The sequence below is a fragment of the Pseudomonas sp. PA-7-1E genome (assembly GCF_021605325.1).
Lineage (GTDB): Bacteria > Pseudomonadota > Gammaproteobacteria > Pseudomonadales > Pseudomonadaceae > Aquipseudomonas > Aquipseudomonas fluorescens_BV.
This window is the reverse complement of record NZ_WKFA01000012.1, coordinates 39,250-62,045: the sequence shown is the minus strand read 5'-3', so window position 1 is coordinate 62,045 and position 22,796 is coordinate 39,250. Positions and strand designations below refer to the sequence as shown.

At 57.8% G+C, this 22,796-nt stretch carries 20 protein-coding genes and 1 other RNA gene; 10 read left to right on the top strand and 11 right to left on the bottom strand.

Annotated features, from left to right (window positions below; genetic code table 11):
- Nucleotides 1-36: 36 nt before the first annotated feature.
- Genes GIW79_RS10620 through mads1 form a run of 3 tightly spaced genes read right to left on the bottom strand, consistent with a single transcriptional unit; the run spans nt 37 to nt 4,054 of the window.
- Entirely contained in the window at nt 37-1,044 is a 1,008-nt protein-coding gene (locus tag GIW79_RS10620) for a hypothetical protein (RefSeq protein WP_042608839.1), read from the bottom strand.
- A complete protein-coding gene (locus GIW79_RS10615) occupies nt 1,044-3,788 on the bottom strand; it encodes a DUF499 domain-containing protein (RefSeq protein WP_034115122.1) in 2,745 nt (914 codons plus the stop codon). Before GIW79_RS10615 ends, GIW79_RS10620 begins: the two co-directional genes overlap by 1 nt.
- A complete protein-coding gene (gene mads1 / locus GIW79_RS10610) occupies nt 3,788-4,054 on the bottom strand; it encodes a methylation-associated defense system helix-turn-helix domain-containing protein MAD1 (protein ID WP_325167889.1) in 267 nt (88 codons plus the stop codon). The genes GIW79_RS10615 and mads1 overlap by 1 nt, the downstream gene beginning before the upstream one ends.
- A 723-nt stretch (nt 4,055-4,777) precedes the next feature.
- Between mads1 and GIW79_RS10605 the strand changes: the two genes are divergently transcribed.
- The 5 genes from GIW79_RS10605 (at nt 4,778) to GIW79_RS10585 (ending at nt 9,359) form a co-directional block, all read left to right on the top strand.
- Entirely contained in the window at nt 4,778-5,314 is a 537-nt protein-coding gene (locus GIW79_RS10605; RefSeq protein WP_200645673.1) for a LasR-specific antiactivator QslA, read from the top strand.
- A 1,068-nt stretch (nt 5,315-6,382) separates the two neighbouring features.
- The gene (locus GIW79_RS10600) at nt 6,383-7,789 is read left to right on the top strand and encodes a YfjI family protein (protein ID WP_200645672.1); all 1,407 of its coding nucleotides are present in this window, start codon (nt 6,383-6,385) and stop codon (nt 7,787-7,789) included.
- Nucleotides 7,776-8,129, top strand: coding sequence for a hypothetical protein (locus GIW79_RS10595; protein WP_236477367.1), 354 nt, complete (start codon nt 7,776-7,778; stop codon nt 8,127-8,129). The genes GIW79_RS10600 and GIW79_RS10595 overlap by 14 nt, the downstream gene beginning before the upstream one ends.
- On the top strand, nt 8,113-9,093 hold the full coding sequence (locus tag GIW79_RS10590; RefSeq protein WP_200645671.1) for an integrase domain-containing protein: 981 nt from the start codon (nt 8,113-8,115) through the stop codon (nt 9,091-9,093). Before GIW79_RS10595 ends, GIW79_RS10590 begins: the two co-directional genes overlap by 17 nt.
- Nucleotides 9,090-9,359, top strand: a complete 270-nt coding sequence (locus GIW79_RS10585) for a hypothetical protein (RefSeq protein WP_150804663.1) — start codon at nt 9,090-9,092, stop codon at nt 9,357-9,359. The genes GIW79_RS10590 and GIW79_RS10585 overlap by 4 nt, the downstream gene beginning before the upstream one ends.
- A 164-nt stretch (nt 9,360-9,523) precedes the next feature.
- Here the strand turns inward: GIW79_RS10585 and GIW79_RS10580 are convergent, their stop codons facing one another.
- From GIW79_RS10580 to GIW79_RS10560, 5 genes are all read right to left on the bottom strand, one after another.
- Nucleotides 9,524-10,780, bottom strand: coding sequence for an integrase domain-containing protein (locus GIW79_RS10580; protein ID WP_150804664.1), 1,257 nt, complete (start codon nt 10,778-10,780; stop codon nt 9,524-9,526).
- Nucleotides 10,781-10,966: 186 nt separating this feature from the next.
- Nucleotides 10,967-11,363: a transfer-messenger RNA gene (ssrA, locus tag GIW79_RS10575) on the bottom strand.
- 94 nt (nt 11,364-11,457) lie between these two features.
- Entirely contained in the window at nt 11,458-11,736 is a 279-nt protein-coding gene (locus GIW79_RS10570; protein WP_003194233.1) for a hypothetical protein, read from the bottom strand.
- A 136-nt stretch (nt 11,737-11,872) separates the two neighbouring features.
- Nucleotides 11,873-14,683: an FAD-binding and (Fe-S)-binding domain-containing protein gene (locus GIW79_RS10565; protein ID WP_236454212.1), complete on the bottom strand. Its 2,811-nt coding sequence runs from the start codon at nt 14,681-14,683 to the stop codon at nt 11,873-11,875.
- Between the two features lie 70 nt (nt 14,684-14,753).
- Nucleotides 14,754-16,448 carry a lactate permease LctP family transporter gene (locus GIW79_RS10560; RefSeq protein WP_020301770.1) on the bottom strand — a complete coding sequence of 565 codons (1,695 nt, stop codon included), beginning with the start codon at nt 16,446-16,448 and terminating at the stop codon, nt 14,754-14,756.
- Nucleotides 16,449-16,699: 251 nt separating this feature from the next.
- Between GIW79_RS10560 and GIW79_RS10555 the strand changes: the two genes are divergently transcribed.
- Nucleotides 16,700-17,467, top strand: a complete 768-nt coding sequence (locus GIW79_RS10555) for an FCD domain-containing protein (RefSeq protein WP_014719963.1) — start codon at nt 16,700-16,702, stop codon at nt 17,465-17,467.
- A 27-nt stretch (nt 17,468-17,494) separates the two neighbouring features.
- On the opposite strand, the gene smpB is transcribed toward GIW79_RS10555, so the two are convergent.
- Nucleotides 17,495-17,977 carry an SsrA-binding protein SmpB gene (gene smpB / locus GIW79_RS10550; RefSeq protein ID WP_014719962.1) on the bottom strand — a complete coding sequence of 161 codons (483 nt, stop codon included), beginning with the start codon at nt 17,975-17,977 and terminating at the stop codon, nt 17,495-17,497.
- Nucleotides 17,978-18,144: 167 nt separating this feature from the next.
- On the opposite strand from smpB, the gene GIW79_RS10545 reads away from it, so the two are divergent.
- Together GIW79_RS10545 and GIW79_RS10540 are read left to right on the top strand one after the other, a co-directional pair.
- Complete coding sequence (locus GIW79_RS10545) at nt 18,145-18,579, top strand: type II toxin-antitoxin system RatA family toxin (protein WP_003194226.1); 435 nt, start codon at nt 18,145-18,147, stop codon at nt 18,577-18,579.
- A complete protein-coding gene (locus GIW79_RS10540) occupies nt 18,572-18,874 on the top strand; it encodes an RnfH family protein (RefSeq protein ID WP_236454209.1) in 303 nt (100 codons plus the stop codon). Before GIW79_RS10545 ends, GIW79_RS10540 begins: the two co-directional genes overlap by 8 nt.
- A 302-nt stretch (nt 18,875-19,176) precedes the next feature.
- Here GIW79_RS10540 and GIW79_RS10535 read toward each other — a convergent pair whose 3' ends face one another.
- Nucleotides 19,177-19,704 carry an outer membrane protein assembly factor BamE gene (locus tag GIW79_RS10535; RefSeq protein WP_034126997.1) on the bottom strand — a complete coding sequence of 176 codons (528 nt, stop codon included), beginning with the start codon at nt 19,702-19,704 and terminating at the stop codon, nt 19,177-19,179.
- A gap of 98 nt (nt 19,705-19,802) precedes the next feature.
- On the opposite strand from GIW79_RS10535, the gene fur reads away from it, so the two are divergent.
- Entirely contained in the window at nt 19,803-20,207 is a 405-nt protein-coding gene (gene fur / locus GIW79_RS10530) for a ferric iron uptake transcriptional regulator (RefSeq protein WP_003194220.1), read from the top strand.
- 85 nt (nt 20,208-20,292) lie between these two features.
- On the opposite strand, the gene recN is transcribed toward fur, so the two are convergent.
- The gene (recN, locus tag GIW79_RS10525) at nt 20,293-21,966 is read right to left on the bottom strand and encodes a DNA repair protein RecN (protein ID WP_054896115.1); all 1,674 of its coding nucleotides are present in this window, start codon (nt 21,964-21,966) and stop codon (nt 20,293-20,295) included.
- A gap of 254 nt (nt 21,967-22,220) precedes the next feature.
- On the opposite strand from recN, the gene grpE reads away from it, so the two are divergent.
- A complete protein-coding gene (gene grpE / locus GIW79_RS10520) occupies nt 22,221-22,781 on the top strand; it encodes a nucleotide exchange factor GrpE (RefSeq protein ID WP_034126999.1) in 561 nt (186 codons plus the stop codon).
- Nucleotides 22,782-22,796: the final 15 nt, after the last annotated feature.

The window sequence follows — 22,796 nt, the reverse complement described above, 5'->3', positions numbered from 1 at the left end:
GACTGTTCGCGCGTGTTCTCTACGAAGGCTATATGCCTACTTCGATAGTTCTATGAAAGGCGACAGAACTTCCAACAGCGACAAGCCACCATGTGTGAGCGTCGGGTAACCGCCCTGGCTGCGCCATTTTCTTCGACCCAGTGCCAACAGGTGTGGGCCATGCGGACCGTCTATTTGCAATGCGACCGGTGGGACGAAGGGGCCGGGATCACTTCTGCCTACCTTGCTGCGTCCGCTCGAAAATGTTTGTTTTAGATGTGTCGCGACATCACCATCGGCATCTGGGAAGTAGCCGGTGGCGGCGTAGCCGTGGTCGGAAGTGATAATTAAACGTCTCCCGGTGGCTAGGTGTTCGACAAAAGCCCAGAAGTCGTCGCTGGAAAGCTGCTGTGCGGCGTCCTTAGTCAGTAGTTCCAGCCCTTGGCCTGCACCGTAATCATGCAACTTGGCGTCCGGCCAGTGGTGCCAGAACACCCAGTTCTTCGCGCCTGAGGCATTGTCGAGTAAACCTTCACAATCTTTCCAGGGGAGATCAATGCTTTCTGTCTGCGCCGGTTGTAGTTTATGCGCCAAGCCGCCGCCGTTGGCTTGCAATTGACTTCGGCTGGCCAATCCCAGTGCGCGGGCAAACTCGTTTGTTTCACCGGGTAGCTCAGATGCCGTGGCAGTAACTCCATGAATAGTAAAACCGCGCTCTTTAGCTCCCTGCAATAACCACGGAAGCTCACGCAGGCTCAGGGCATCCAGTATTAAGACTGCCCGGGCCGAAAAGGGCTCATCCCACCACCGTGCGAGGCGCTCCGATGTGCGTTCTACGCCACTGATATTGGGCTGCCCGAAGGCCTGCCACAAATCCCATCCGCTGGACGCCAGGAAGAGATCGAGCTCTGCAATTTCGCGCTCGCGCTTTATCACCTCCCCTGGCGCATTGCCCTCAGCTAGTGGCCTGGAGGCAATGTTGATGGTGCGTTCAATGATCAAGCGCCAAGCTTCGGAAGGCGTGCCTTGGGTCAGTTTTTGCAATATACCTGCATCGAGCGGCATCAGTTGTCCTCCTTCTCAAGGCTCAGCTCGAATGTCATGCCATCAGGTAGCTTTTTGAGCAGTTCCTTTAGCTGCGCGCCTGTTGCAGCAGATACTTTTAGCGAGACTTCTGCCAGAGGGGTGGCTGGGCCTATGCCCCAGCCTTCAAGCTTGCCAATCAGGTTGAGAGGCGAAGTGGGCGGATTAGAGAACGGGATGCGTAGCTTAGTGGTGTTCTCTGTGTTGCCACCGAAAATGCCGCCGTTGTCCGTCGGCGCGACGCGCCCGAAACGATTGTCGCCATCGACTGACGAGGGTTGCGATGTACTCGTTCGTCCGCCAAAGATGTCACCGCCATTGTCCCCTACGAGCGGCAGTGGCACAGACGGTGCGCTGCCTCCTGTGGCGGATACTGCCGAGGGCTCCATCAGATACACCTCATCAAGCTGACGTCCGGTAAAGGAGAGCTTAGGCCGCAAACGTCGCCATGCGGTATCTTCATCTTCGCCTGCGTGAGTTTGCAGGTTTTCAAGGTTACGCAGGTTGATGGCAATCTTGCCGCGTGCACACAGGCGGAGGATACGCTCCTTCATCGCTGTTTCACCCAGCCAAGGAATACAGTCTTGTCCTGCTGGACGAGGCTCTTGCAGCTCACGCAGCAATTTTCCTACTGATGCGTTTTCTGAGGAAGCTTCAAGCACGAGGTCTTCAAAATCTTCAGGTACGAAGAGATCGTTGATCAATGTCTCCTCGATGCCTTCAGGGATTTGCGCGCCTTGCTTTTTCAGATGCTCCACACTGAACAAAGACTGCTGCGGGCTTTGGTGGTCGTAGCGGTGCAGGACAGCAAAGCGGTCAAAACGCTTTTTCAGGTTTTCGCGCAGCGTGCTCTCGAATTCCTTATGCAGTTTCTTATACTCGAGGTTTTGGCTACTCCACTCCTGCGCCTTCATCTCGGCGCGTGCGAGGATGAGCAGATCGCGATCCAGAAAGGCATTGGAGGAGCCGGCTCGGGGCATAAGAAAGCGAATGGTGTTGCGACGCTTCTGTAGATGATCCCTGAGCCAGCGGCCTAAAGTCTGTTCGATCTTTTCTGGCTCTTCCGGCAATACCAGAATGGGTAAACGGTCGTCCCATCGTTCAGGCTGTTCAGTTTCACCCAGCGATGTCCAAGGATCGTTCTGCCAAGATTTAGGTAGAGCGATCACGCGGAAGGTCTTGGCTACCTCATCGCTGCCACCGATGACGTAGCACACCTGTTTGGCTAGCTGTGCTTGATCGGAGCCGTCAGTGAACAGCTTGTCGTTCCGGACGCAGGCCATGAGTTTTGCACGCGGGTTTTCCTCTTCTCGGAAGACCAGGCGCGAACCATCCTGGTGGATGTTGAAGCTGTTTTCGAGAATGGTCGCCAGCTCAACCTGAAAGGCATTGCTGTCCACCGGTTTGTCCCTGGTTATATCTACCTGCAGTGTGGCGGGGTCGGCCCCGGCAAGGTTGCCGACGGCAATTGAGCGCAGCCACAACGCACCCACAATTTCTTGCAGGTGTGGCGCCAAGTTGGCGTGGTCGTACACCGCTTCGGTGACCGAGATGATGTTGTGCTGCGCTTTCTCACGCAGACTTCGGTGATGCTCGTTGGATACCGAATCCAGCAGTGCACCAATGCCCGATGCATCATCGTCGAGCCGGAAATCCGCAGCAGTGAGCACCGGAACTGCTTCGCCTTGGCTCTTGTAAAGATTGGCCAAGATGCGAATCATGTCGCGGGTTTCTTGCGCGTCAGTAGCGATAAGAACCTGCTCTTCCAGCAGGCGCAACAGGTGAGGCGCGTATGGCCAAGACTCAGTGAATTCGCGGCGCTTGCGGTCCTGCTCGGCTGGGGGGACGTCGAGCAGACGAAAAGACTCGGCCACGTGCTGAGCGATCAGAGATTCGATGGTTCCATCGGCAATTTGCATGCGATTGTCGAACAGACGGTGCAACAGCATTCGCCGCCGATCCCGCTGAATTCGCTCGGCGTTGCCACCTGCTTTGAAGTCGATAGCGACTGGGTTGACACGGTGCACCTGTTGGTAGGCATCGCTACCCCCGTTGCGCACAGAAATAACCAACACCAGCAGATCAGGGCGTTCCTTGGCGATCTCCGACAGTATTTGGATGAAATTAAACGCCCAATTTTTCCAAGGGTATTGCTTAGTGTTGGTCAGGCCGTCGTACCAGGTCTGGAATTCGTCGAGTAGCAGCATTGTTGGCGTGTGTTCGAGCAGCTCGATGATAAGCTTGTCAGAGGGAATATCGGTTTGGGCTGCGCCCATACCCTCCCACTTGCCTTTGATGAATTCACCACGCGGATGGCGCTCGAACAATAAGTCCCAAAGAAATTTGTAGCGTTGGCGGTGCAGACTCTCGCCAATGACTAACATTCCTTCCCGAAGGGCGATCTTCCCGATGTTGGCATCACCCAGCGCACCGGCCCAAGAATTGAGCCACGCCCTGGTCGATGCCGCGTCGTTAACGGAGTGGTAGAGCGCAGCCATTAAGTGGGACTTACCCAAGCCGCGCTCACCGATTACCACGACGGGGCGCCCCTTATCGGGGCCAACTGCCTCTATACCCTTTAGCAGGTCGTGCGTCGGATAGGTGATCTCCAGAAACTGCTGAGCTGCGATCTGCGTCGCGCCAGTGTTTGAATCGTTAGAGAGCTCAATAGCTGTCCCTCTAAGCCGTTTACCCCGAAATTCATCTCGTAGTATCAGTCCTAGCATTACTTGCGCTCCCCATCATTCATTTGGTCTTTGGCTACGTCATCTCCTTCGCGTCCAGCATCGAGCCCTTCTAAGGACTGCAGCTTGATCCAGCTGTCGATGTCAGCACGCGAAAAACGCCAAGTTCCACCTACTTTGAAAGCAGGGATTTTCTTGGCTGCAGCCAGCCTGTAGATCGTCCGCTCCGTAACCTTCAGGTAGTCGGCGACCTGTTTAATGGTGAGGATCTCGCCTTCACTGCTATTTGTGAGCATGGTGGTTGCCATTCAAGGTCAAACGACGACAGGGTAGTGTAAAATTTTCAAATCTGCGGCAAGAATTGCATGTTTTGCGTAGATTTTTCAAGATATTGACTGACGCACGACGCTAGTGAGGATCAATAGATGCGGCATTGGCGTCCCTGCAACCGGCTGCATGAAAGCGTTCAGGTCGCCAAAGGTTAATTGCTTAAATTAATGAGTGTCAGCTTCAAGAGCCAAACTATCTACGCCGGACATCATGCAAACGTGCAGCGGGACAAGGGTTTTGATCGGACCCTGCGTGCTGCGGCCTGCCAATGAGGTTGCCACACATACCGTTGTCCAAGTCGAATAGGACGCTAGGTCTGATGCGGTGCTTATTGACGCTCATGCTTGTGTTGTCGCGACTTCACATTTACGCTTTGCCCCATCGCGGTCAATCCCGCGATCGGGTGTCGCAACCTGTATCGAAACCAAGGCGCGGTACGTGCCATATCGCACAGTCAGCACTTCAAGTGCTAGCTGCTGCTTTTCTATGGCGCACCGTGCAGGGCAGGCTTCGGCCTGGCCGGGTTCCTTGGTTTCCGGTTTGCGACCCCTGTACGGTGTGCCACCCATTCGTGTCGCAACGGTGAATGGCACTCCTTAATCAAACCAAGGAGATAAGGAAAATGCCCCGTCCCCCTTTCAAGCTCGTGCGCCGCCCCGGCTGTTTGTTTCGTACTTCAAACTATCTCGGAGGATTCCGCGATGTTTGATCTCTCGCTTCTAATCGGCCTACCTAAACCCAACACCATCGATACTGCTTCGCTTACCCCCGAAGATGCCGCAGTTAAATTACGGCAGGCTGCCACGCTTCGGCTTAATGGCGCGCAGAGTATTCTGCTTCATTTTCCGCAGGACGTTGATCTGGCTGTTGAGCTGCTGGATGACGCGGCAGTGCTTTTCGACAAGGCCTTTCGATATTTGACTGGCATACCCGCTCAGCGCGTTCATCAACAGCTCGGTGAGTACGTCTCTGTCCCGTCCGCTGAAGGTTCGCCCGCGATCCAAACCCCCTGGGGCGATGAGTTCGCTCCGACGATCAAGGATGGCGTTCGGTGTGCTGAGACCTGGCTCAAAGGCTCGTCATTACCGTTATGGTGGGCGCTGGCGCAGAACCGAAAACGTCATCGTCCTGGTGACTTTCAGGAGGCGTTCGAGGCCGGTTTTCTGCTGCGTTTGCAGCAGACGCTGCTCAATCTGCGTGAAGCTACTACATCTCGACCAGCCAGTTTCGATGCTTGAGGCTCTAATTGACGCTTGAGACTTTTCTTTTCCCGCCAAACCCTCTGATCAAGCGATCTTTGATCGCGCCGATCGGAGGGTTCACTCGCTTTTTCTCGAAGCTACCTCGTTCCACCCTTCCATTTCATATTTGATTAGCGCCACGTCTTCTTTTATCCGATTAATTTCCCACGATCTCTATCGAGCGCAACGCAGAGTCAGCGTTAGAGCCGAGCTTTCGTAGGGCTATGGGTAGAGATGTGGCGAAACCGGCGACAGCGGCGACAACCCACGCCTGACGTGGCCTGGAACGTGGCGACAAAAGTGGCGACAGTCGCCACTTTTTGGGCGCTTTGGCCGTGACGCTTGACCGCGTTTTCGAGTGGGTATAAAAATTGGCGCACGGATCGCTGTCGTTGACAGCACCTGCCCAGGTAGCCAGAACCTTCAAGGCTACGCCACTTGCGTGGTGGTTCTTCCCCAAGTGCGATTAGCGTCCGGCGGCTCGCACGGTCACTCCCCAAGAGTGATGGATGCCTATTCTACCAATCTGCCCACTGCGGCAGACAATGGACCTACCTCGCTGCTCTGCAGCAACCTCACCTCTCTGCACACTTCGCTGCGCCAGGCTGCGCCCGTCTCTTTCTCCTGGAAAGAGACGGGCGCTCGTAGCACTGCTGCAAGCCACGTCGTACAGGGCATTGCCGCAACTCTCCTCGTGACAACCGGCCTGACAAATCTGATTCGTCGCCATCCGCAACTACACAGGCACCGGTGCCGCAGCCAATGGAAAGGCTGCACCTGACTGACAGTCAGGCATGCCCCAGGTGTCTAGGTCTTTGCCTTCTCCCCCCCATGATCTCCAGGCGCCGAACTCGTCAGCCGGCACAGCCTCCACCCGCCCGCATCTTCGGATGCGTCTAAGGAGGCCAGATTCATGGGTTTATGCCCTTGCTCCCGGTCGTAAGGAGCCGTTCGTTCCGCGTCAGTGAACACCTCACAGGCCGCAGGGGCCTTGATCCCTGATAACACTCAACAGCCGTGGCGGGACTACGTGAGGACAACCAGTAATGAACGAGGAGAGGGCCCATGCAGCAGTTAGATCCGAAGCTTGAACTACCACGACCACCTCGACCGTTGATTGAGTCGAACCCCGTGCCCCAGCCTTATCCGGTGCAGGCACTGGGTGGGATTCTTGGGCCTGCGGTTCAGCGCATGGCCGAGGTCATCGGCGTGCCCCAAGCACTGGCCGCGCAGTCGGTGTTGGCTGCCTCGGCCCTGGCCACTCAAGGTCATGCGGGCTTACAACTCGACGGGAGACATTATCCCCTGTCGTTGTACCTGATCACGGTGGCTGCGTCCGGTGATCGCAAGACCGCGGCAGACCGATCCGCACTGCTGCCAGCGCGCCAATGGGAGCGTGAACAGTGGCAACACTATCGTGAGCAGCTCTTTCGGTACCGTGCCGCACAGCGACAAGCGCAGCGTATCAATCCTGCCGATCCCGCCCCCACAAACAGCGTACCGCTTGAAGCGGAGCCTTCGGCCCCTCGGCTGATCACCACAGATCCGACGATCGAGGCCCTGATCAAGGGGCTCTGCCATGACTTGCCGAGCATGGGGCTGTTCTGTGACGAGGGCGGACAATTCCTCGGCAGCAGCACCATGAGTCGGGACAACCGTTTGAAAGCGGTCACGACCTTGTCGTCACTCTGGGACGGTAGCCCGATTGATCGTGCTCGCTCTATGGCAGGCGAAAGCCTACGAGCCTATGACCGACGCCTGAGCCTGCACCTGATGCTGCAACCGTATTTGGCCATGCAGTTACTCAGTGACCCGTTGCTGCAGGGGCAAGGCATTCTAGGGCGCTGCTTGATGACCTGGCCAACCAGTCTAGCCGGGCAACGTAGCTACCAGGCTGTCGACTTGTCCAAAGACGCCGCCCTCAAGCGCTATCATCACCGCCTTTCGGCTCTGTTTTATCAGCCTTGGTCAGTTTCCGCTGACGGAGCCTTGCAGCTGTCAAAGCTGAGCCTCAGTCCGCTGGCGCGTCGTCGCTGGATTGATTTGCATGATGCTATCGAAGCTCAGCTGGGGGAGTTTGGCGAGCTGGCCAGCGTACGGCCCAGCGGATCAAAGGCAGCCGATAACCTGCTACGCATCGCCGGCGTTCTTGCAGTTGTGGAGGAGAGCAGCGTCGTGGAGGTCGACCATATCCAGCGGGCCTCCGCTTTAGTCGGCTACTACCTCACCGAGATCCAGCGCCTGACTGAGCAGGAGCCGGTGTGTCGAGTTAAGGAAGAGGCGGACCGGCTGCTGCGCTGGCTGCAGGTCAAGGGTTGGAAGCGCTTCAGTATTCGAGAGCTGAATCGCAACGGTCCCCGTTTTGCCCGTAAGAGCAGTCGTCATGCTTCCAGGCTGTTGGTTGAGTTGCTTGATCATCATTGGCTGATTACCGACGGCCACACCTACGAGGTGCGCCATGTTCAATCTTGATGAGGCGCTGCGCAACCATCTGGCTCAGCGCCAAAAAAAGCCAAAAGCGCAGTTTGTCGCCGCGAGTGTCGCCACTTTGTCGCCACGCTCAAAACCAGGCAGGACAAGGGTTGTCGCCGCTGTCGCCAGTGTCGCCACCACCCATAAAGCTATCGCCTCTACGACAGCCATTATTCAATGGTTGAAAGAGGAGGGTGCGCATCTTTACGTCACCGACAACACGCTGTGTTTTCGCCCGACTGATTGGGCTCAGTTCGCGATTGTAAGTGCGCACTGGCGAGCCCTTTTGCATGATCTCGCGGCAGTCGATCAGGAACAGAAAAATGGCTCGGGTCGGTAAGCGAGCGGGGCGCAATTTCGGCTTCGGTCGCCAGCTTAGCTTTGCTGGACCGCAAGCACTGAAAGACCTGTTTGGCGACGGCCATTTTGCTACCGTCAAAGCCCATAGTGATCGCTGGCAGGCGTTCGTGCATTGGTGTCGATCCGATGAAGGACCGAGGGTCAACGACGCGCGCCAGATAGACCGCGAGATCCTCATGCGGTATGCCGTCCACGTGCGGGAGCAGGTTGATCAGGGCAACGTCGGCATTGCCACCGCGCAGAACCGACTGTCCAGCGTGAACCGAACGATGGCCGCGCTGCGCGGTGATCAGTACGTCAAAATCCCCAGTCCGAGCAAGACGCTGGGTTTGCAGCGCTCAAGCGTGCGCGGGGAGGCACCGCAAGGCCAAGATCGTGGTCAGATCGAGTTGATCGCACGCGCACTGTCAGAGCGAGGTCAGCAACGAGTGGGCGCAATTGTGCATCTGGCCCGGGAGACTGGTATGCGCCTGCGTGAATCGATCTTGGCGGACCTGCCCCGACTGCAACGTGAGGCCGGGCGCCTGGGCAAGATCAACATCCAGGACGGCACCAAAGGCGGCCGGTCAGGCGCATCAGCACCGCGTTGGATCGCGGTCACGGATCAAGTCCGTGTTGCCCTCGATATGGCCACGGAGGCTTCACCCAAGGGGAGTCGGAACCTGTTAGCACCTGATGAAAGCTATAAAGATTTCTTACAGGCAGTCGTGCGACCTGCACGAGATCTCCTGCATGAGAATGGATTGAAAGGCTTTCATGAGCTGCGGGCGGCTTACGCCTGTGAGCGCTATGAGCAGATGACCGGCTTTTCTGCACCTGTAAATAGCGTTCGTGTTCATCGCGAAGATCGAGAGCTTGATCTGTGGGCGCGACAGCAGATCAGCCAAGAGTTGGGGCATAACCGCATCGATGTGGTGAGTGCCTACATCGGAGGTCGGCGATGACGTCTGAGTTCGACATAGCGTTGTTTCTGTGCCCCGTGCTCAAAGGTGCGCATGCCACGCGGCAGCGGCACATCAGACAAGCAGAAAGGATGCACGAGGTGATTCGTGAGCGCTGGGGTTGCGCGACTCCCTGGTCCTGGAGGGAAAAACACGTGAGATGGTTTCTGGAGCACTATTTGCGATGCTCAGCTCCAGCTACCATCTACTACTACGAGTTAACAGCGGGGTTGATCCGCCGTAGAAAGGCAAAAGTCGTGGTTGCCTGATAGACCTTTAAGCGTGAGCCCCTGAGTATGGGAATGCGGAGCCTTCCCATACTCAGGGGCTTGGCTGAAGAGGCGCAGACATACCAGAGATCTAGCGACCGTCGTCACTCCTTTCTCCCTGCTACACGACACGGATCGTGGCCGGCGTCGCGTACCTTTGGACCTCAGCGAATCGGTACGACGTTGCGGTCCCTGGTTTGATTGATGGCCGATGCCGACAGGCTGCCGGTGGCCGCCTTCTGGATATGTTCACTCCACCAGGCCATCATCGGACGCCGGCGTTCCATGTAATCCGTCCGGTTGTAGGCGCTCCGAACTTCGTCTTTGTCGACATGCGCCAGTGCGACCTCGATCAGCTCCGGATCCCAGCCATGCTCATTCAGGATAGTGCTCGCCATCGAGCGCAAGCCGTGGCTGACTAGACGGTCCTGAAAGCCCATGCGTTTCAGCGCCATGTTGGCGGTCTGGCTATTCGCATGGGTGCGAGGATTTCTATCTGAGGGGAACACGTACTCTCGGTTACCGCTGAGTTGCTTGAGCGTCTCCAGTAACGAAAGTGCCTGATCGGTAAGAGGGATTGTGTGCGGCCGACGCTTTTTCATGCGCTCTGGCGGAATGGTCCAAATGCGCTTGTCGAAGTCGATATCTGCCCATCGTGTGGTGGCTGCTTCGGCAGGGCGGGTCATCGTGTGCAGTTGCCATTCGATCAGGCAGCGGGTCGTGCGCTTGATGCTGGCGTTCGCGATTTCCATCATGAGCTCGGGAAGCTCCTCAGGTGGTAGCGCAGCCATGTTCTCTTTTTTGGGTTTCTTGAACACCGCCCGAATTCCATTGAGGGGGTTCGCGAATATCAGTCCGGAATTGACCCCGTAGGTCATGATCTCGTTGAGTCGTTGGCTCAATCGCTTCACGGTTTCGAGGCTCCCTTTGGCCTCGATTGGACGAAGGATCTTGATGACCATCGGAGCAGTGATTTGAGAGAGCGGCGTTGTTTTCATGCTTGGGAATACATGAAGCGTCAGCGATCTCCAAATGTCTTCGGAGTAGGCTTTGGTTACGGAGTCTTTCTTCAGCTCGAACCAGGCGGTGGCCACCTTCTCGAATGTGTGTTCGGTCTTCGCCAGCTTGGCTTGCCTGAGTTCATCGCGGTGAGCCTTGGGATCAATGCCTAGCGCCAGTAGTTCGCGTGCTTCTTGAGCTTTCTTTCTGGCGTTCGCCAACGAAAGAGCCGGGTAAGGGCCCAGCGCCATATTGAGGCGATTTTTGATTACCGGCTCGCGGTAGTTGAAATTCCATATCATCGAGCCACTGGCTCTGACCCTGAGCTGCAGGCCGTCGCCGTCAGTGAGAACGAAGTCTTTTCCTGTTGCCTTGACTGCCTTGAGCTGGCGGTCTGAGAGGCGGGTTGCATTAGTAGGCATGAGAGCTACCTCCGACACCGTTTTGGTATCCCAAAAATAGCACCGGTGGGTCCGGGATACCAAATGGGATACCAAAAAGCTTGGAATTCTAAATTCTTCTACGGAAGCCAATGGCCCTTAAACCATTGTTTTTACTGGATTTCAGACACAAAAAAAGACGTCCGTGGACGTCTTTAGATGTTGAAGTGGTGGAGCCGGGGGGATTTGAACCCCCGTCCGCCAGTACTCCGCTGTCGGTACTACATGCGTAGCCGTTTCTATTAAGTTAACCCTCAGCGACCCGAAGGGCAGGGTGCTTTGGGCGAGTTGTGTAAGTTTTAGCCGCTTCGTCCACAACGTACTGCACGGCGATTCTGTTCTATATGACAATCACTTTGGGTTTACAGACATCCCCTGGTGATTGCTGGACCCGAAGGTACCAGAAGCTCAGGGCTAAGGCTGCTTACGCAGCGAGAGCGAATTCCTGGCCGTAGTTTTCGTCATTGGCAACTATAAGAAGTTGCAACAGTGGATTTACGAGTTCTGTTACCAACTCGGCATGCACCTAAAGTTTCGCGACCGGCGTCGAATCCTAAACGGCCCCGTGCTTGTAACTCGTTGTTTCTTAGTGAGTGACAAGCCTGTGCAGTGTACGCCAAAAGCTTGGCGAAGGCCAACCCGAAGGTTGGCCCTCTCGCTTACTGGCCGCCTTTCTCGCTGTTCTGCAGGTCTTGCAGAGCCTTGGAGGTGATTTCGATGCACTTCTTCTCATCACCTGCGGCGTGGGCGGCCTTGGCCTGGGAGACGGCGGTGTCTATTTCGCCACTTTTACCGCTGGTGTCGGTGGCGAGCAGGGCTTTGCCGTTGTTGATTTTGTCCAGGTTGATCTGGCACAGGTCTTTGTCACTGGCGGCGAAAGCGGGGGAGGCGAGCATCGCAGCGGTCATGAACAAGCCAGCAAGAGCGGAACGCTTCATAGGGTGTCTCCTTGCGCAAAAGGGCTCGACGCTGCTGGCGTGCAACCGCTGCCAGCGACATCACGGATGGGCCTCGTTTGTCGAGGCCTATGCAGATGACTGCGCCGGTGCGCCAGGGTTCGGTTTTTTTGCCGGGTCAGTGGGCGCGGGCGCGGGTGACGCGGTCTACCAGGTAGACCAGGCCGTGGTAGTCGATGCCGCCATGCTGGCTCAGGCCGATCTCGCAGGTGCGGCTGGTGGAGATGCCTTCGCTGCAATATTGCACGGCGTCCTTGAGGGAGCGCAGGGCGTGGGCGTTGAGCTCTGGGGTGGTGAAGCCTTTGTCGCCGGCAAAGCCGCAGCAATGAATGCCTTCGGGGATCACCACGGTTTTTGCGCAGCGTCGCGCCAGTTCGATCAGTGCCTGGCTCTCGCCCAGGTGTTGGGTGCTGCAGGTGACGTGCACGGCGATGGGCGCTTCCTGGGGTGTGAAGTCGAGGCGGTCCATCAGGTGGGTGCGGATAAAGCGCACGGGGTCGTAGAGGTCCAGGCGCGTTTCTCCCAATTCTTGCACCAGGCGCAGGGTGCAGGGGCTGGTGTCGCAGTAGATCGGGTCGAGGCCGCCGCGGCTGGCGTGAAGCAGGGCGCCGATCAGTTCCTGGCGCTTGTGTTCGGCCTGCTCGGCGTAGCCTTTGGAGGCGAAGGGTTGGCCGCAGCAGAGGCTGTCCTGGTTGTCGGGGAAGACTACCTGGTAGCCGGCTTTTTCCAGCAGTTGGCGGGTTTTGTCGTACAGCGACATTTGCTCTTTATCGCCGGCTGCCGGGCCCATGGCGCGAGAGACGCAGGCGGCCAGGTAAACCACGCGCGGGCGCGCGTCCGTCACTGCCGGGCTGAAGCGGATGGCTTTTTCGGGCTGTGGCATGGCGTTGGTCCACTGCGGAATTTGCCCTTTGGACAGCTTGGTCAGCGTGCTCGAGAGCCTAGTCAGCCGTGGAGCACCCAGCAGCATGCGTGCGCCATTGGCGACGTGCAGGGTAAAGCGCGCACCTTGCAGCGCGGTGGCGAAATGGCTGGCGAGCCAGTCGGCGGTTTTCGTACGGTCGGCTTCGCGGCTGCGCAGCTTTTTCACCAGGTCGCCGGTATTGATGCCTACAGGGCAACGTTGCGCGCATAAGCCGGTGGCGGCGCAGGTGTCTATGCCCTGGTAGTGGTAGGCCGCTTCCAGTTCGGAGGTATCGACGCCTGCGCGTTTTTTCGCCTGGATATCGCGCCAGATCACGATGCGCTGGCGCGGGCTCAGGGTCAGGCCTTTTGAAGGGCACACCGGTTCGCAGAACCCGCATTCGATGCACTTATCCACAAGCTCATCGGCGGCGGGCAGGGGCTTGAGGTGTTTGAGGTGGATTTGCGGGTCTTCGCTGAGCACCACATCGGGGTTGAGGATGCCGTTAGGGTCGAGCAGGCGCTTGAGTTGCCACATCAGTTGATAGGCGTCGCTGCCCCATTCCAGTTCAACGAACGGCGCCATATTGCGGCCGGTGCCGTGTTCAGCCTTCAGCGAGCCACCGAACTCCACGGCCACCAGTTGCGCGACGTCGTCCATGAACGCTTGATAGCGTGCGACTTCTTCGCTGCTATTGAAGCCTTGAGTGAACACAAAGTGCAGATTGCCTTCCAGGGCGTGTCCGAAAAGGATGGCTTCGTCGTAGTGATGTTTGTCGAACAGTGAGATCAGGCGGTTCACGCCAATCGCCAGTTGTTCGACCGGGAAGGTCACGTCTTCGATGATCACGGTGGTGCCGGTTTTGCGTACGGCGCCTACGGCGGGGAAGGTGTCTTTGCGGATCGCCCACAGGCGGGCGTTTTCCAGTGGGTCTTCGGTGAAGTCGACTTGTTTCTCCACGGGAAACGCCGCCAGGGACGCCATGATGCGCGTCAGTTGTTCGTGCAGCAGTGATGACGAAGCGGCGCGGGATTCGATCAGCAGTGCGCAGGCGTTTTCCGATAGGTGCTGTACGAAAGCAGGCATGCCCGGTTTGTCCTGCACCGAACGCATGCTGCGTCGGTCCAGCAGTTCAACGGCGGAGACCGGCTGGGTTTTCAGCACGGTGACGGCGTTGCAGCAGGTTTCGACATCCGGGAAGACGATCAGCGCCGAGGCTTTGTTGGGGTGATCGATCACGGTGTCGTAGGTGACCGCACTGATAAACCCCAGGGTGCCCTCGGAGCCGACCAGCAGGTGGCTGAGGATATCCAGCGGGTCATCGAAATCCACCAAGGCATTGAGTGACAGGCCGGTGGTATTTTTCAGGCGGTATTTGTGGCGGATCTTTGCCGCCAGCTCATTATTTGCCCGTGTTTCGCGACCCAACAGGGCCAGGCGTTCAAGCAGTGCGCTATGTGACTGGCGGAAGGCTTGCACGCTGGCGGCATCTTCGGTGTCCAGGCGGCTGCCATCGGCCAGCACCAGACGGATGCCCGCCAGGGTGTGGTAGGTGTTTTGCGCCGTGCCGCAGCACATGCCACTGGCGTTGTTGGCGACGATACCGCCGATCTTGCAAGCATTGATGGACGCAGGGTCCGGGCCGATCTTGCGCCCGAACGGTGCGAGCCAGGCGTTGGCCTGGGCGCCGATCACACCCGGTTGCAGGCGGATCTGGGTGCCTTGCCCGCGAATTTCGCGGTGATTCCAGTTATCACCCAGCACGATCAGCACCGAGTCGCTGATGGCTTGGCCCGAGAGGCTGGTGCCTGCGGCACGGAAGGTCACCGGTACGCGGTCGCGCTGGGCCAGTTGCAGCAGAGTTACCACTTCGTCTTCTGACTCCACGCGAATCACCAACTGTGGGATCAGTCGGTAGAAGCTGGCGTCGGTGCCGAAGGCGAGGGTGGAAAGTGGATCGTCGAAGCGGCGATCTTGCGGGATCAGTTGTGCGACGTCGCTCAAAAAAGCAGCAGGCAGGCTCATCGGTCCTCCAGAAATAGCAGACGCCGGAAGGATGCCCCGGCGTCGATTCTTACCCTATTACGTGCAGGCCTCAGTGCACCAGCATACCGGTGAACCAGTACGCCTGCGCCAAGGTGATCAGCCCGACGATGGTGGCAAAAAACAGGCTGTGCTTAAGGGTAAAGCGGAACAGGTCGGATTCCTTGCCCACCAGGCCGGTGGCGGCGCAGGCCACGGCGATCGATTGCGGCGAGATCATTTTGCCGGTCACGCCACCGCTGGTGTTCGCGGCTACCAGTAGGGTGTCGTTGACGCCGATCTGGTGCGCGGTAGTGGCTTGCAATGAGCTGAACAGGGCGTTGGATGAGGTATCGGAGCCTGTCAGGAAAACCCCCAGCCAGCCAAGGAATGGCGAGAAGAACGGGAAGGCAGCACCCGTGCCGGCCAGAACCAAGGCCATGGTCGAGGACATGCCGGAGTAGTTGGTGACGAAGGCGAACGCCAGCACCATGCCGATGGACAGGATCGGCCAGCGCAGCTCAAAGAAGGTCTCTTTTAAAGTGGTAAGACCAGTTTTGACGTCGATTTTCAAGACCAGCATGGAGACCAGTGCCGAGAAGAAGATCGCAGTGCCGGTGGCCGAAATCGGATCCAGCTTGAAGACGGCCGGGATGGCGGTTGGGTTGGTCACGATGGGCGCGACTTTAACCACCAGTTGATCCAGGTGCGGGATCGCAAAATTGAACACCCAGCCGTACATCGAACCGCCCGCGGCGAACAGGGCCTTGAAGGGTTTGAGGGTCCAGATGGTCACCAGTACGGTGAGGATCAGGAACGGCGACCACGCCTTGAAAATTTGCCCCAGGCTGTAGGGCGAAACCACGGTGTTGCGCGGCAAGCCGAAGCCGCCGGCGCTGGAGGTGACCGCCACGCTGGATGTAGCGCCGGCAATTTGTGCGCCTGCGGTGCGCTTGGGTTGCCAGACTTTCAGGAACAGCGTCAGGGCAATCAGGCTGGCGAGTGCCGAGGTAATGTCCGGCAGTTCCGGGCCAATGAAGTTCGAGGTGAAATATTGGGTGACGGCAAAGCTCAAGCCCGCCACCAAGGCTGCCGGCCAGGTTTCGCGAACGCCGCGCAGGCCGTCCATCATGAACACCAGCCAGAACGGCACGAACAGCGACAGCAGCGGCAGTTGGCGGCCGGTCATGGCGCCAATCTTGAACGCGTCAATACCGGTGACCTGGCCGGCGACGATGATCGGAATGCCCAATGCGCCGAAGGCCACAGGCGCGGTATTGGCGATCAGGCACAGGCCTGCGGCGTACAGCGGGTTGAAACCCAGGCCTACCAGCAGCGCGGCGGTGATCGCCACGGGCGCGCCGAAACCGGCCGCGCCTTCGAGGAAGGCGCCAAAGCAAAAACCGATCAACAACACCTGCAAGCGCTGGTCGTCGGTGATCGACAAAACGGAGCTGCGGATGATTTCGAACTGGCCGCTCTTGACCGTCAATTTGTACAGGAATACAGCCGCGACGATGATCCAGGCGATGGGCCACAGGCCGTAGGCAAAACCATAACCGGCCGCAGCCAGTGCCATGTCTACGGGCATCTGGAAGGCGAAAATGGCGACCAGGATCGACAGGGCCAGGGTGATGCTGCCGGCTACATGGCCTTTGAGGCGGAACACGGCCAGCGCCAGGAAGAAGAATACGATAGGAATGACGGCGGCCAGTGCGGACAGGCCGAGGCTGCCGAGTGGGCTGTAAAGCTGTTGCCAGGTTTGCATATGGGGTGGCCCCTGATTGTTGTTGTTTGGTGAGCTTGGGTAATTGGTAATACCAATTTACAATCTCTGTGGGCTAGATTAAAAGCCTGGGCGGGGGTATGTCAATTTGCCGCCTGCGAAACTTTGGTCGTAGGTCGGGAGGCGGAGTGTTCTGATCGGCGAAATTGAAGGCGTTCTGATAGGTGCTGCCGGCACGTCGATAGGCCAGAATAGGGGCCCCGGCGAGTGGTCGGGATGGCGGAGAGTGAGTTATGGGGTTTGATCAGGTGCGTCAGCGCCGTTTGTCTGACGATATTGTCGAGCAGCTTGAGGGGATGATTCTCGAGGGCACGCTGAAGTCGGGCGAGCGCTTGCCGGCCGAGCGCGCGTTGGCTGAGCGCTTTGGTGTGTCGCGCCCGTCGTTGCGTGAGGCGATTCAGAAACTGGCGGCCAAGGGGTTGCTGGTCAGTCGCCAGGGCGGTGGCAACTATGTGGTGGACTCCCTGGGTTCGACCTTCAGCGATCCGCTGCTGCACTTGTTGGAAAGCAATCCCGAAGCGCAGCGCGATCTGCTGGAGTTTCGCCAGACCCTTGAGGCTTCGTGTGCTTATTACGCGGCGTTACGCGCCACGGAGGTTGACCGTGAACGGCTGACCGCAGCGTTTGAAGCGTTGCAGGATTGCTATGCGCGCGCCGACGAGGTGAGCCGAGTGGAGGAGGGTGCTGCGGATGCAAGGTTTCACTTGGCGATTGCCGAAGCCAGTCATAACGCCGTGTTGCTGCACACCATTCGCGGGCTGTTCGACCTGCTCAAGCGTAACGTGGTGACGAATATTGGTGGCATGTACCAGCAGCGTACCGAGACCCGCGACATGCTGATCAATCAGCATCGGGACTTGTACCTGGCCATCATCGAGGGGCGGGCCGAGCAGGCGCGCGAAGTCTCGACACGGCATCTGTTGTATGTGCAGGAGGTGTTGGAGGAGGTGCGTCAGGAGGTTCAGCGTGTGGCTCGGGCGGAGCGACGCAAAGGGATGTAGCCCGCGTGGGCTACACCGTCACAAGGATTACTCTTCCTTGCCTTTGTTGCGCACGGCGCGATGCAGCTCGCGATTGGAGTCGCGCTCGCGTTCGGTGTCGCGCTTGTCGTATTCCTTCTTGCCCTTGCCCAATGCGATCTCGCATTTGACCAAGTGCTTGCTCCAGTACCAGGACAAGCAGACGCACGCGTAACCTTTTTGCTGCACGGCTGCGGCGAGCTTTTCGAGTTCGCGGGCATTGAGCAACAGCTTGCGCGTACGCACCGGGTCGGCAATCACGTGGGTGCTCGCGGTGGTCAACGGGGTGATATGACTGCCAAGCAGCCATGCCTCGCCATCCTTGAGCAGCACATAACTGTCGACCAGCTGCAGTTTGCTGGCACGCAGACTTTTTACTTCCCAGCCGGCCAGGACCAGACCAGCCTCGAACCGATGTTCGATGAAGTAATCGTGTCGCGCTTTTTTATTTTGCGCGATGGTCCCTGTGGGGTGTTTCTTTTGTTTAGCCATAGGGGCGGCATTATAGGGAGTTGCGAGCGTGTCGGCTACGGTCAACCTGTGTGCTTGAGCGAGTTGGACGAATCCCGGACAATGCGGGCAGTTCTTTGGTTTTTTTCTCTCGCGGATTGGGCTGTTCTTTCGCGATGTTTGCCTTAAGCAGTGGAAGTAACGCTCACATGACGACGCATATTCAACGTTCGGCCCTGTTGCCCTATCCGGCCCAGGCGCTCTATGACCTGGTCAACGACGTGGCGCGTTACCCAGAGTTTCTGCCTTGGTGCTCGACAGCCGAGGTTCTGGAGAGCAGTGACGAGCACATGGTTGCCAGTGTGGGGGTGGCCAAGGGCGGCCTCAGCCAGCATTTTGTGACGCGCAATGTGCTGGTGCCGGGCCAGTCCATCGAAATGAACCTGCAGGAAGGACCGTTCACCCAGCTACATGGCGTGTGGGTGTTCAAGGCGCTGACGGACAAGGCCTGCAAGATCAGCCTGGATCTTTCGTTTGATTATGCCGGGCCGATTGTTCGTGCGACTTTAGGGCCTTTGTTCAATCAGGCAGCCAATACTCTGGTGGACGCGTTCTGTCAGCGCGCCAAGCAACTGCATGGTTGAGATTGAGGTGGTGTTCGCCGCTGAGGATCGCCAGGTGTTGCTGGGGGTAAAGGTGGCTGAAGGCACTAGTTTGCGCGAAGCGGTGCGAGCGTCGGGAATGGCGGCCCATTTTCCTGATGTTGATCTGGTTGATTGCCCGGTGGGTATCTTTGGCAAGGTTGTCGCGGATGCCGGGACGCGTTTCGTACAAGCGGGCGACCGTATTGAGGTCTACCGGCCTTTGCTGGCCGACCCTAAAGAGGTGCGCAGGTTGCGCGCGGCCAAGGCGGCATTGGCCAGGCAAACGAACTCTTGAGCTTGCCAAATGGCAGCCTAGCTATCTGGAGCGCCGCGATCCAACTGTGGGAGCTGGCTTGCCTGCGATGACGCCCTGATAGCCGGCGCATATCTACCTGATGCCCACGATCCAAATGTGGAAGGGGGCGGTCCCGATAACGGATATGTACTCGATCTGATCCAGGATCCTGGTCGACTGTCAGATCGCTCGCAGGCAAGCCAGCTCCCACAGGTTCACGTCGCACCAAGGTTATGTAGATGCCTATGTAAATGGCAGGCAACAAAAAGCCCGGCATGCCGGGCTTTTTATCGAGCGCAAAATTATTGCGGGCTGGTGTCCAGAGGCTGAGGCGTCGGGACGGGCACGGTTTCCACGTTGTCGATGTCTTTCTGGATGGTGTCCAGCAACGAACCTGGCTTGGCCGGTACCTCGGATTTCGGTTTTTCGGCTTCTTGCGCAGGTGCGGTCACGTTGGTGCCGCTGTCCTTGCCCAGCAAGGCTTCATCGCGGCTTACGCCGGGCATGAAGTCACCGGACAGGCTCACGAGCTGGTCATTGCCATTGAAGATGACACTGACGCGCTCCTGCTGGCGTTCACCGCCACCCGGCTGCAGGCTGTAGAGATAATCCCAGCGATCGGCATGGAAAGTGTCGGTCAGCAGGGGATTACCCATGATAAACCGTACTTGCCGTCGGGTCATTCCCGGGCGTAACTGGTCTATCATGTCCTGCGTGACGACATTGCCCTGCTGGATGTCGATTTTGTAAACCCCGGGGAATGAACAACCGGCGAGTGCGAGCAGTCCCACAAAGGTGAAACTGGTTAGCAAGAGCTTGGTGTTTTGCATCGGTGGGCGACTTCCACTATCTTGGCTGGGACAACGTAAACGCCGATCATACCCGTATTAAGAGAAGCTGCGAAGCAGCATCCGCGAGAAAGCTAACCATGGTTGAAAATAGCGAACTACGCAAAGCCGGTCTCAAAGTGACTCTGCCACGAGTCAAGATTCTACAAATGCTCGATTCTGCTGAGCAGCGCCACATGAGTGCCGAAGATGTTTACAAGGCGCTGATGGAGTCTAATGAGGACGTCGGCCTGGCCACGGTCTACCGTGTACTGACCCAGTTTGAAGCCGCAGGGCTGGTGGTTCGTCATAATTTCGACGGCGGTCATGCGGTGTTTGAATTGGCTGACGGTGGTCATCATGACCACATGGTTGACTTGGATACCAATGAGGTTATCGAGTTCACCAGCCCTGAAATCGAAGCGCTGCAGCACAAGATTGCTGAGGAGCACGGGTTCGATTTGGTCGACCACAATCTCGTGTTGTACATCCGTAAGAAAAAGTAAAAATCGACGCAGTTTTGCTTTGCGAAACGATTGAAGGCGACCCTCGGGTCGCCTTCGTGCTTTCTATAGAGTGGAAAATGTCGCTTCAAGCCTTCGCGGCCACCACCATTTTTTTCGCGTGAGCCAAGGACTCCTTGGTCAAGTCGATACCGCCGAGCATCCGCGCCACTTCTTCCACCCGTTCCGACTTATTCAGCTTGGAGACGGCGGTGTGTGTCGCGTCGCTACCGCGCACCTTATGCACAAACAGGTGCTGATGCCCTTGGGCTGCCACTTGCGGCAAGTGGGTCACCGTAAGCACCTGGCCGCGATCCCCCAGGCGACGCAGCAATTGGCCAACAATTTCTGCGGTCGGCCCGCCAATGCCCACATCCACTTCATCGAATACCAATGTGGGTACCCGTGAGGTCTGGGCGGTAATCACTTGGATCGCCAGGCTGATGCGCGAGAGTTCGCCGCCGGAGGCCACTTTGGCCAGGGCCTTGAGCGGTTGCCCGGGGTTGGCACTCACCAGCAGTTCGACGTGCTCCAGCCCATGGGGCTGCAATTCTTGAGTGGCGTTGGGATGCAACTCGATGGTGAAGCGCCCGCCTGGCATGCCCAGGCGTTGGATTTCCAGCTCAACGGCGCTTGCCAGGCTAGTAGCTGCCTGCTGGCGCAGAGCGCTCAGCTCCCGGGCCTTTTCCTGATAATGACGGGCAAACGAAGCGAGCTCCTCGCCCAGTCGTTCGATGGATTCGTCGTTCGCGTTGAGTGTTTCGATTTCATCCAGCAGTTTCTGCTGCATGGTTGCGACTTCAGTCGGCTGGATTCGATGCTTGCGAGCCAGGGTATAAATAGTGTCCAGGCGTTCTTCTATTTCCTGCAGGCGAGCTGGGTCAGCGTCGAAGTGGTCCAGGAAGCGATTGAGTTCGCCCACGGCCTCTTCAACCTGGATCTGCGCGCTGGTCAACAGGGTGGTCGCTTCGCTCAGTGAACCGGAAGCATTGTTCACACTGGACAGGCGGTTGAGGCTGGCGGTCAGTGCATTAAGGACATTGCCGGAGTCGCTCTCACTACATTGCTCGACGACCTGGCGGCAGATACCCAGCAGGGTCTCGGCGTTGGTCAGGTTCTTGTGTTCCTGCTCAAGTTGCTCAAGCTCTGTCTCACCCAGGCCCAGACTCTCGAGCTCTTCCAGTTGATAGCTGAGCAACTGGTGGCGGGCGCGTTGTTCGTCGCCGGAGTTGGAGAGGCGTTCCAGTTCCTGGCGTGTCTGGCGCCAGCGTTGGGCGGCCAGTTGAACTTGCCGGGAAAGATCGGTGGCGCCGGCGTACTCATCGAGCAGGCGACGGTGGGTATCGGTTTTCAACAGGGATTGGTGTTCGTGCTGACTGTGAATATCGATCAGCAATTCGCCCAGGGCTTTCAAGTCGCCCAGTGGGCAAGGCGTGCCGTTGATATAGCCGCGCGAGCGGCCCTCGGCGGTGATCACCCGGCGCAGAATGCAGGGGCCTTCATTATTAAGGTCGCGCTCGGCCAGCCATGCCTCGGCTTCGGGGATGTCCGCCAGGTCGAAAGTGGCCAGGATGTCGGCCTTGTCGGAGCCAGGGCGTACCACGCCACTGTCGGCGCGGTCGCCAAGCGTCAGGCCGAGGGCGTCGAGCATGATCGACTTGCCGGCGCCGGTTTCGCCTGTGATTACGCTCATCCCGCGATCCAGTTCAAGATCCAGATGTTCAACGATGGCGTAGTTATGTACAGACAGGTGCACGAGCATGACGGCCGCTCCCAGGCTTTAGGTCTGGTTATTTATACAGTGTTTTGTTCGGGCCTGACAATCCTGGCGCTTAGCTCGATTTGCTTGAGTCGTTAATTTTTTTAGCGCGATGTGGAATGAGCGAGAAGGAAATGATCCAGGTCAATCGAAAGACTTTTGGTAACGCCTGCGCCCTTGAACCTGAAAATTGTGGCCCCATATACCGGAGCAGAAGCGCGAGTTGAGTTCGCGCATGATTTTGAAAGGAGAAATCTATGGCTGACGAACAGACGCAGGATACGCAAACTCCAGACGCCAATTCGGCTGCCGGTGATGAACTGGCGACTCGTGTGCAAGTGCTCGAAGAGCAATTGGCCGCTGCGCAGGATCAATCGTTGCGTGTTGCCGCCGATCTGCAGAACGTCCGCCGCCGTGCCGAGCAGGATGTAGAGAAGGCTCACAAGTTCGCGCTGGAAAAATTCGCCGGTGACCTGCTGCCGATCATCGACAGCCTGGAGCGTGGTCTTGAGTTGTCCAACCCGGACGATGAAAACATCCGCCCAATGCGTGAAGGCATCGAGCTGACCCTGAAAATGTTCCAGGACACCCTGAAGCGTTATCAGTTGGAAGCGATCGATCCGCAAGCCGGCGAGCCGTTCAATGCTGAACATCACCAAGCCATGGCCATGCAGGAAAGCCATGACCTGGAACCCAATAGCGTCATCAAGGTGTTCCAGAAGGGCTACCAGCTCAACGGTCGCCTGATGCGTCCGGCAATGGTGGTGGTGAGCAAGGCTCCTTCACCCGTTGCACCTTCTATTGATGAGCAGGCTTGAAATTCGCCGCAAGGC

Excerpts from the sequence above, each read along its gene's own strand:
- mads1 (WP_325167889.1), bottom strand. The coding sequence starts at position 4,054 with ATGGCAACCACCATGCTCACAAATAGCAGTGAAGGCGAGATCCTCACC.
- GIW79_RS10590 (WP_200645671.1), top strand. The coding sequence starts at position 8,113 with ATGGCTCGGGTCGGTAAGCGAGCGGGGCGCAATTTCGGCTTCGGTCGC.
- GIW79_RS10605 (WP_200645673.1), top strand. The coding sequence starts at position 4,778 with ATGTTTGATCTCTCGCTTCTAATCGGCCTACCTAAACCCAACACCATC.
- GIW79_RS10545 (WP_003194226.1), top strand. The coding sequence starts at position 18,145 with ATGACGACGCATATTCAACGTTCGGCCCTGTTGCCCTATCCGGCCCAG.
- GIW79_RS10580 (WP_150804664.1), bottom strand. The coding sequence starts at position 10,780 with ATGCCTACTAATGCAACCCGCCTCTCAGACCGCCAGCTCAAGGCAGTC.
- GIW79_RS10615 (WP_034115122.1), bottom strand. The coding sequence starts at position 3,788 with ATGCTAGGACTGATACTACGAGATGAATTTCGGGGTAAACGGCTTAGA.
- GIW79_RS10560 (WP_020301770.1), bottom strand. The coding sequence starts at position 16,448 with ATGCAAACCTGGCAACAGCTTTACAGCCCACTCGGCAGCCTCGGCCTG.
- GIW79_RS10535 (WP_034126997.1), bottom strand. The coding sequence starts at position 19,704 with ATGCAAAACACCAAGCTCTTGCTAACCAGTTTCACCTTTGTGGGACTG.
- GIW79_RS10600 (WP_200645672.1), top strand. The coding sequence starts at position 6,383 with ATGCAGCAGTTAGATCCGAAGCTTGAACTACCACGACCACCTCGACCG.
- GIW79_RS10565 (WP_236454212.1), bottom strand. The coding sequence starts at position 14,683 with ATGAGCCTGCCTGCTGCTTTTTTGAGCGACGTCGCACAACTGATCCCG.
- fur (WP_003194220.1), top strand. The coding sequence starts at position 19,803 with ATGGTTGAAAATAGCGAACTACGCAAAGCCGGTCTCAAAGTGACTCTG.
- GIW79_RS10595 (WP_236477367.1), top strand. The coding sequence starts at position 7,776 with ATGTTCAATCTTGATGAGGCGCTGCGCAACCATCTGGCTCAGCGCCAA.
- GIW79_RS10585 (WP_150804663.1), top strand. The coding sequence starts at position 9,090 with ATGACGTCTGAGTTCGACATAGCGTTGTTTCTGTGCCCCGTGCTCAAA.
- grpE (WP_034126999.1), top strand. The coding sequence starts at position 22,221 with ATGGCTGACGAACAGACGCAGGATACGCAAACTCCAGACGCCAATTCG.
- recN (WP_054896115.1), bottom strand. The coding sequence starts at position 21,966 with ATGCTCGTGCACCTGTCTGTACATAACTACGCCATCGTTGAACATCTG.
- GIW79_RS10620 (WP_042608839.1), bottom strand. The coding sequence starts at position 1,044 with ATGCCGCTCGATGCAGGTATATTGCAAAAACTGACCCAAGGCACGCCT.
- GIW79_RS10570 (WP_003194233.1), bottom strand. The coding sequence starts at position 11,736 with ATGAAGCGTTCCGCTCTTGCTGGCTTGTTCATGACCGCTGCGATGCTC.
- smpB (WP_014719962.1), bottom strand. The coding sequence starts at position 17,977 with ATGGCTAAACAAAAGAAACACCCCACAGGGACCATCGCGCAAAATAAA.
- GIW79_RS10540 (WP_236454209.1), top strand. The coding sequence starts at position 18,572 with ATGGTTGAGATTGAGGTGGTGTTCGCCGCTGAGGATCGCCAGGTGTTG.
- GIW79_RS10555 (WP_014719963.1), top strand. The coding sequence starts at position 16,700 with ATGGGGTTTGATCAGGTGCGTCAGCGCCGTTTGTCTGACGATATTGTC.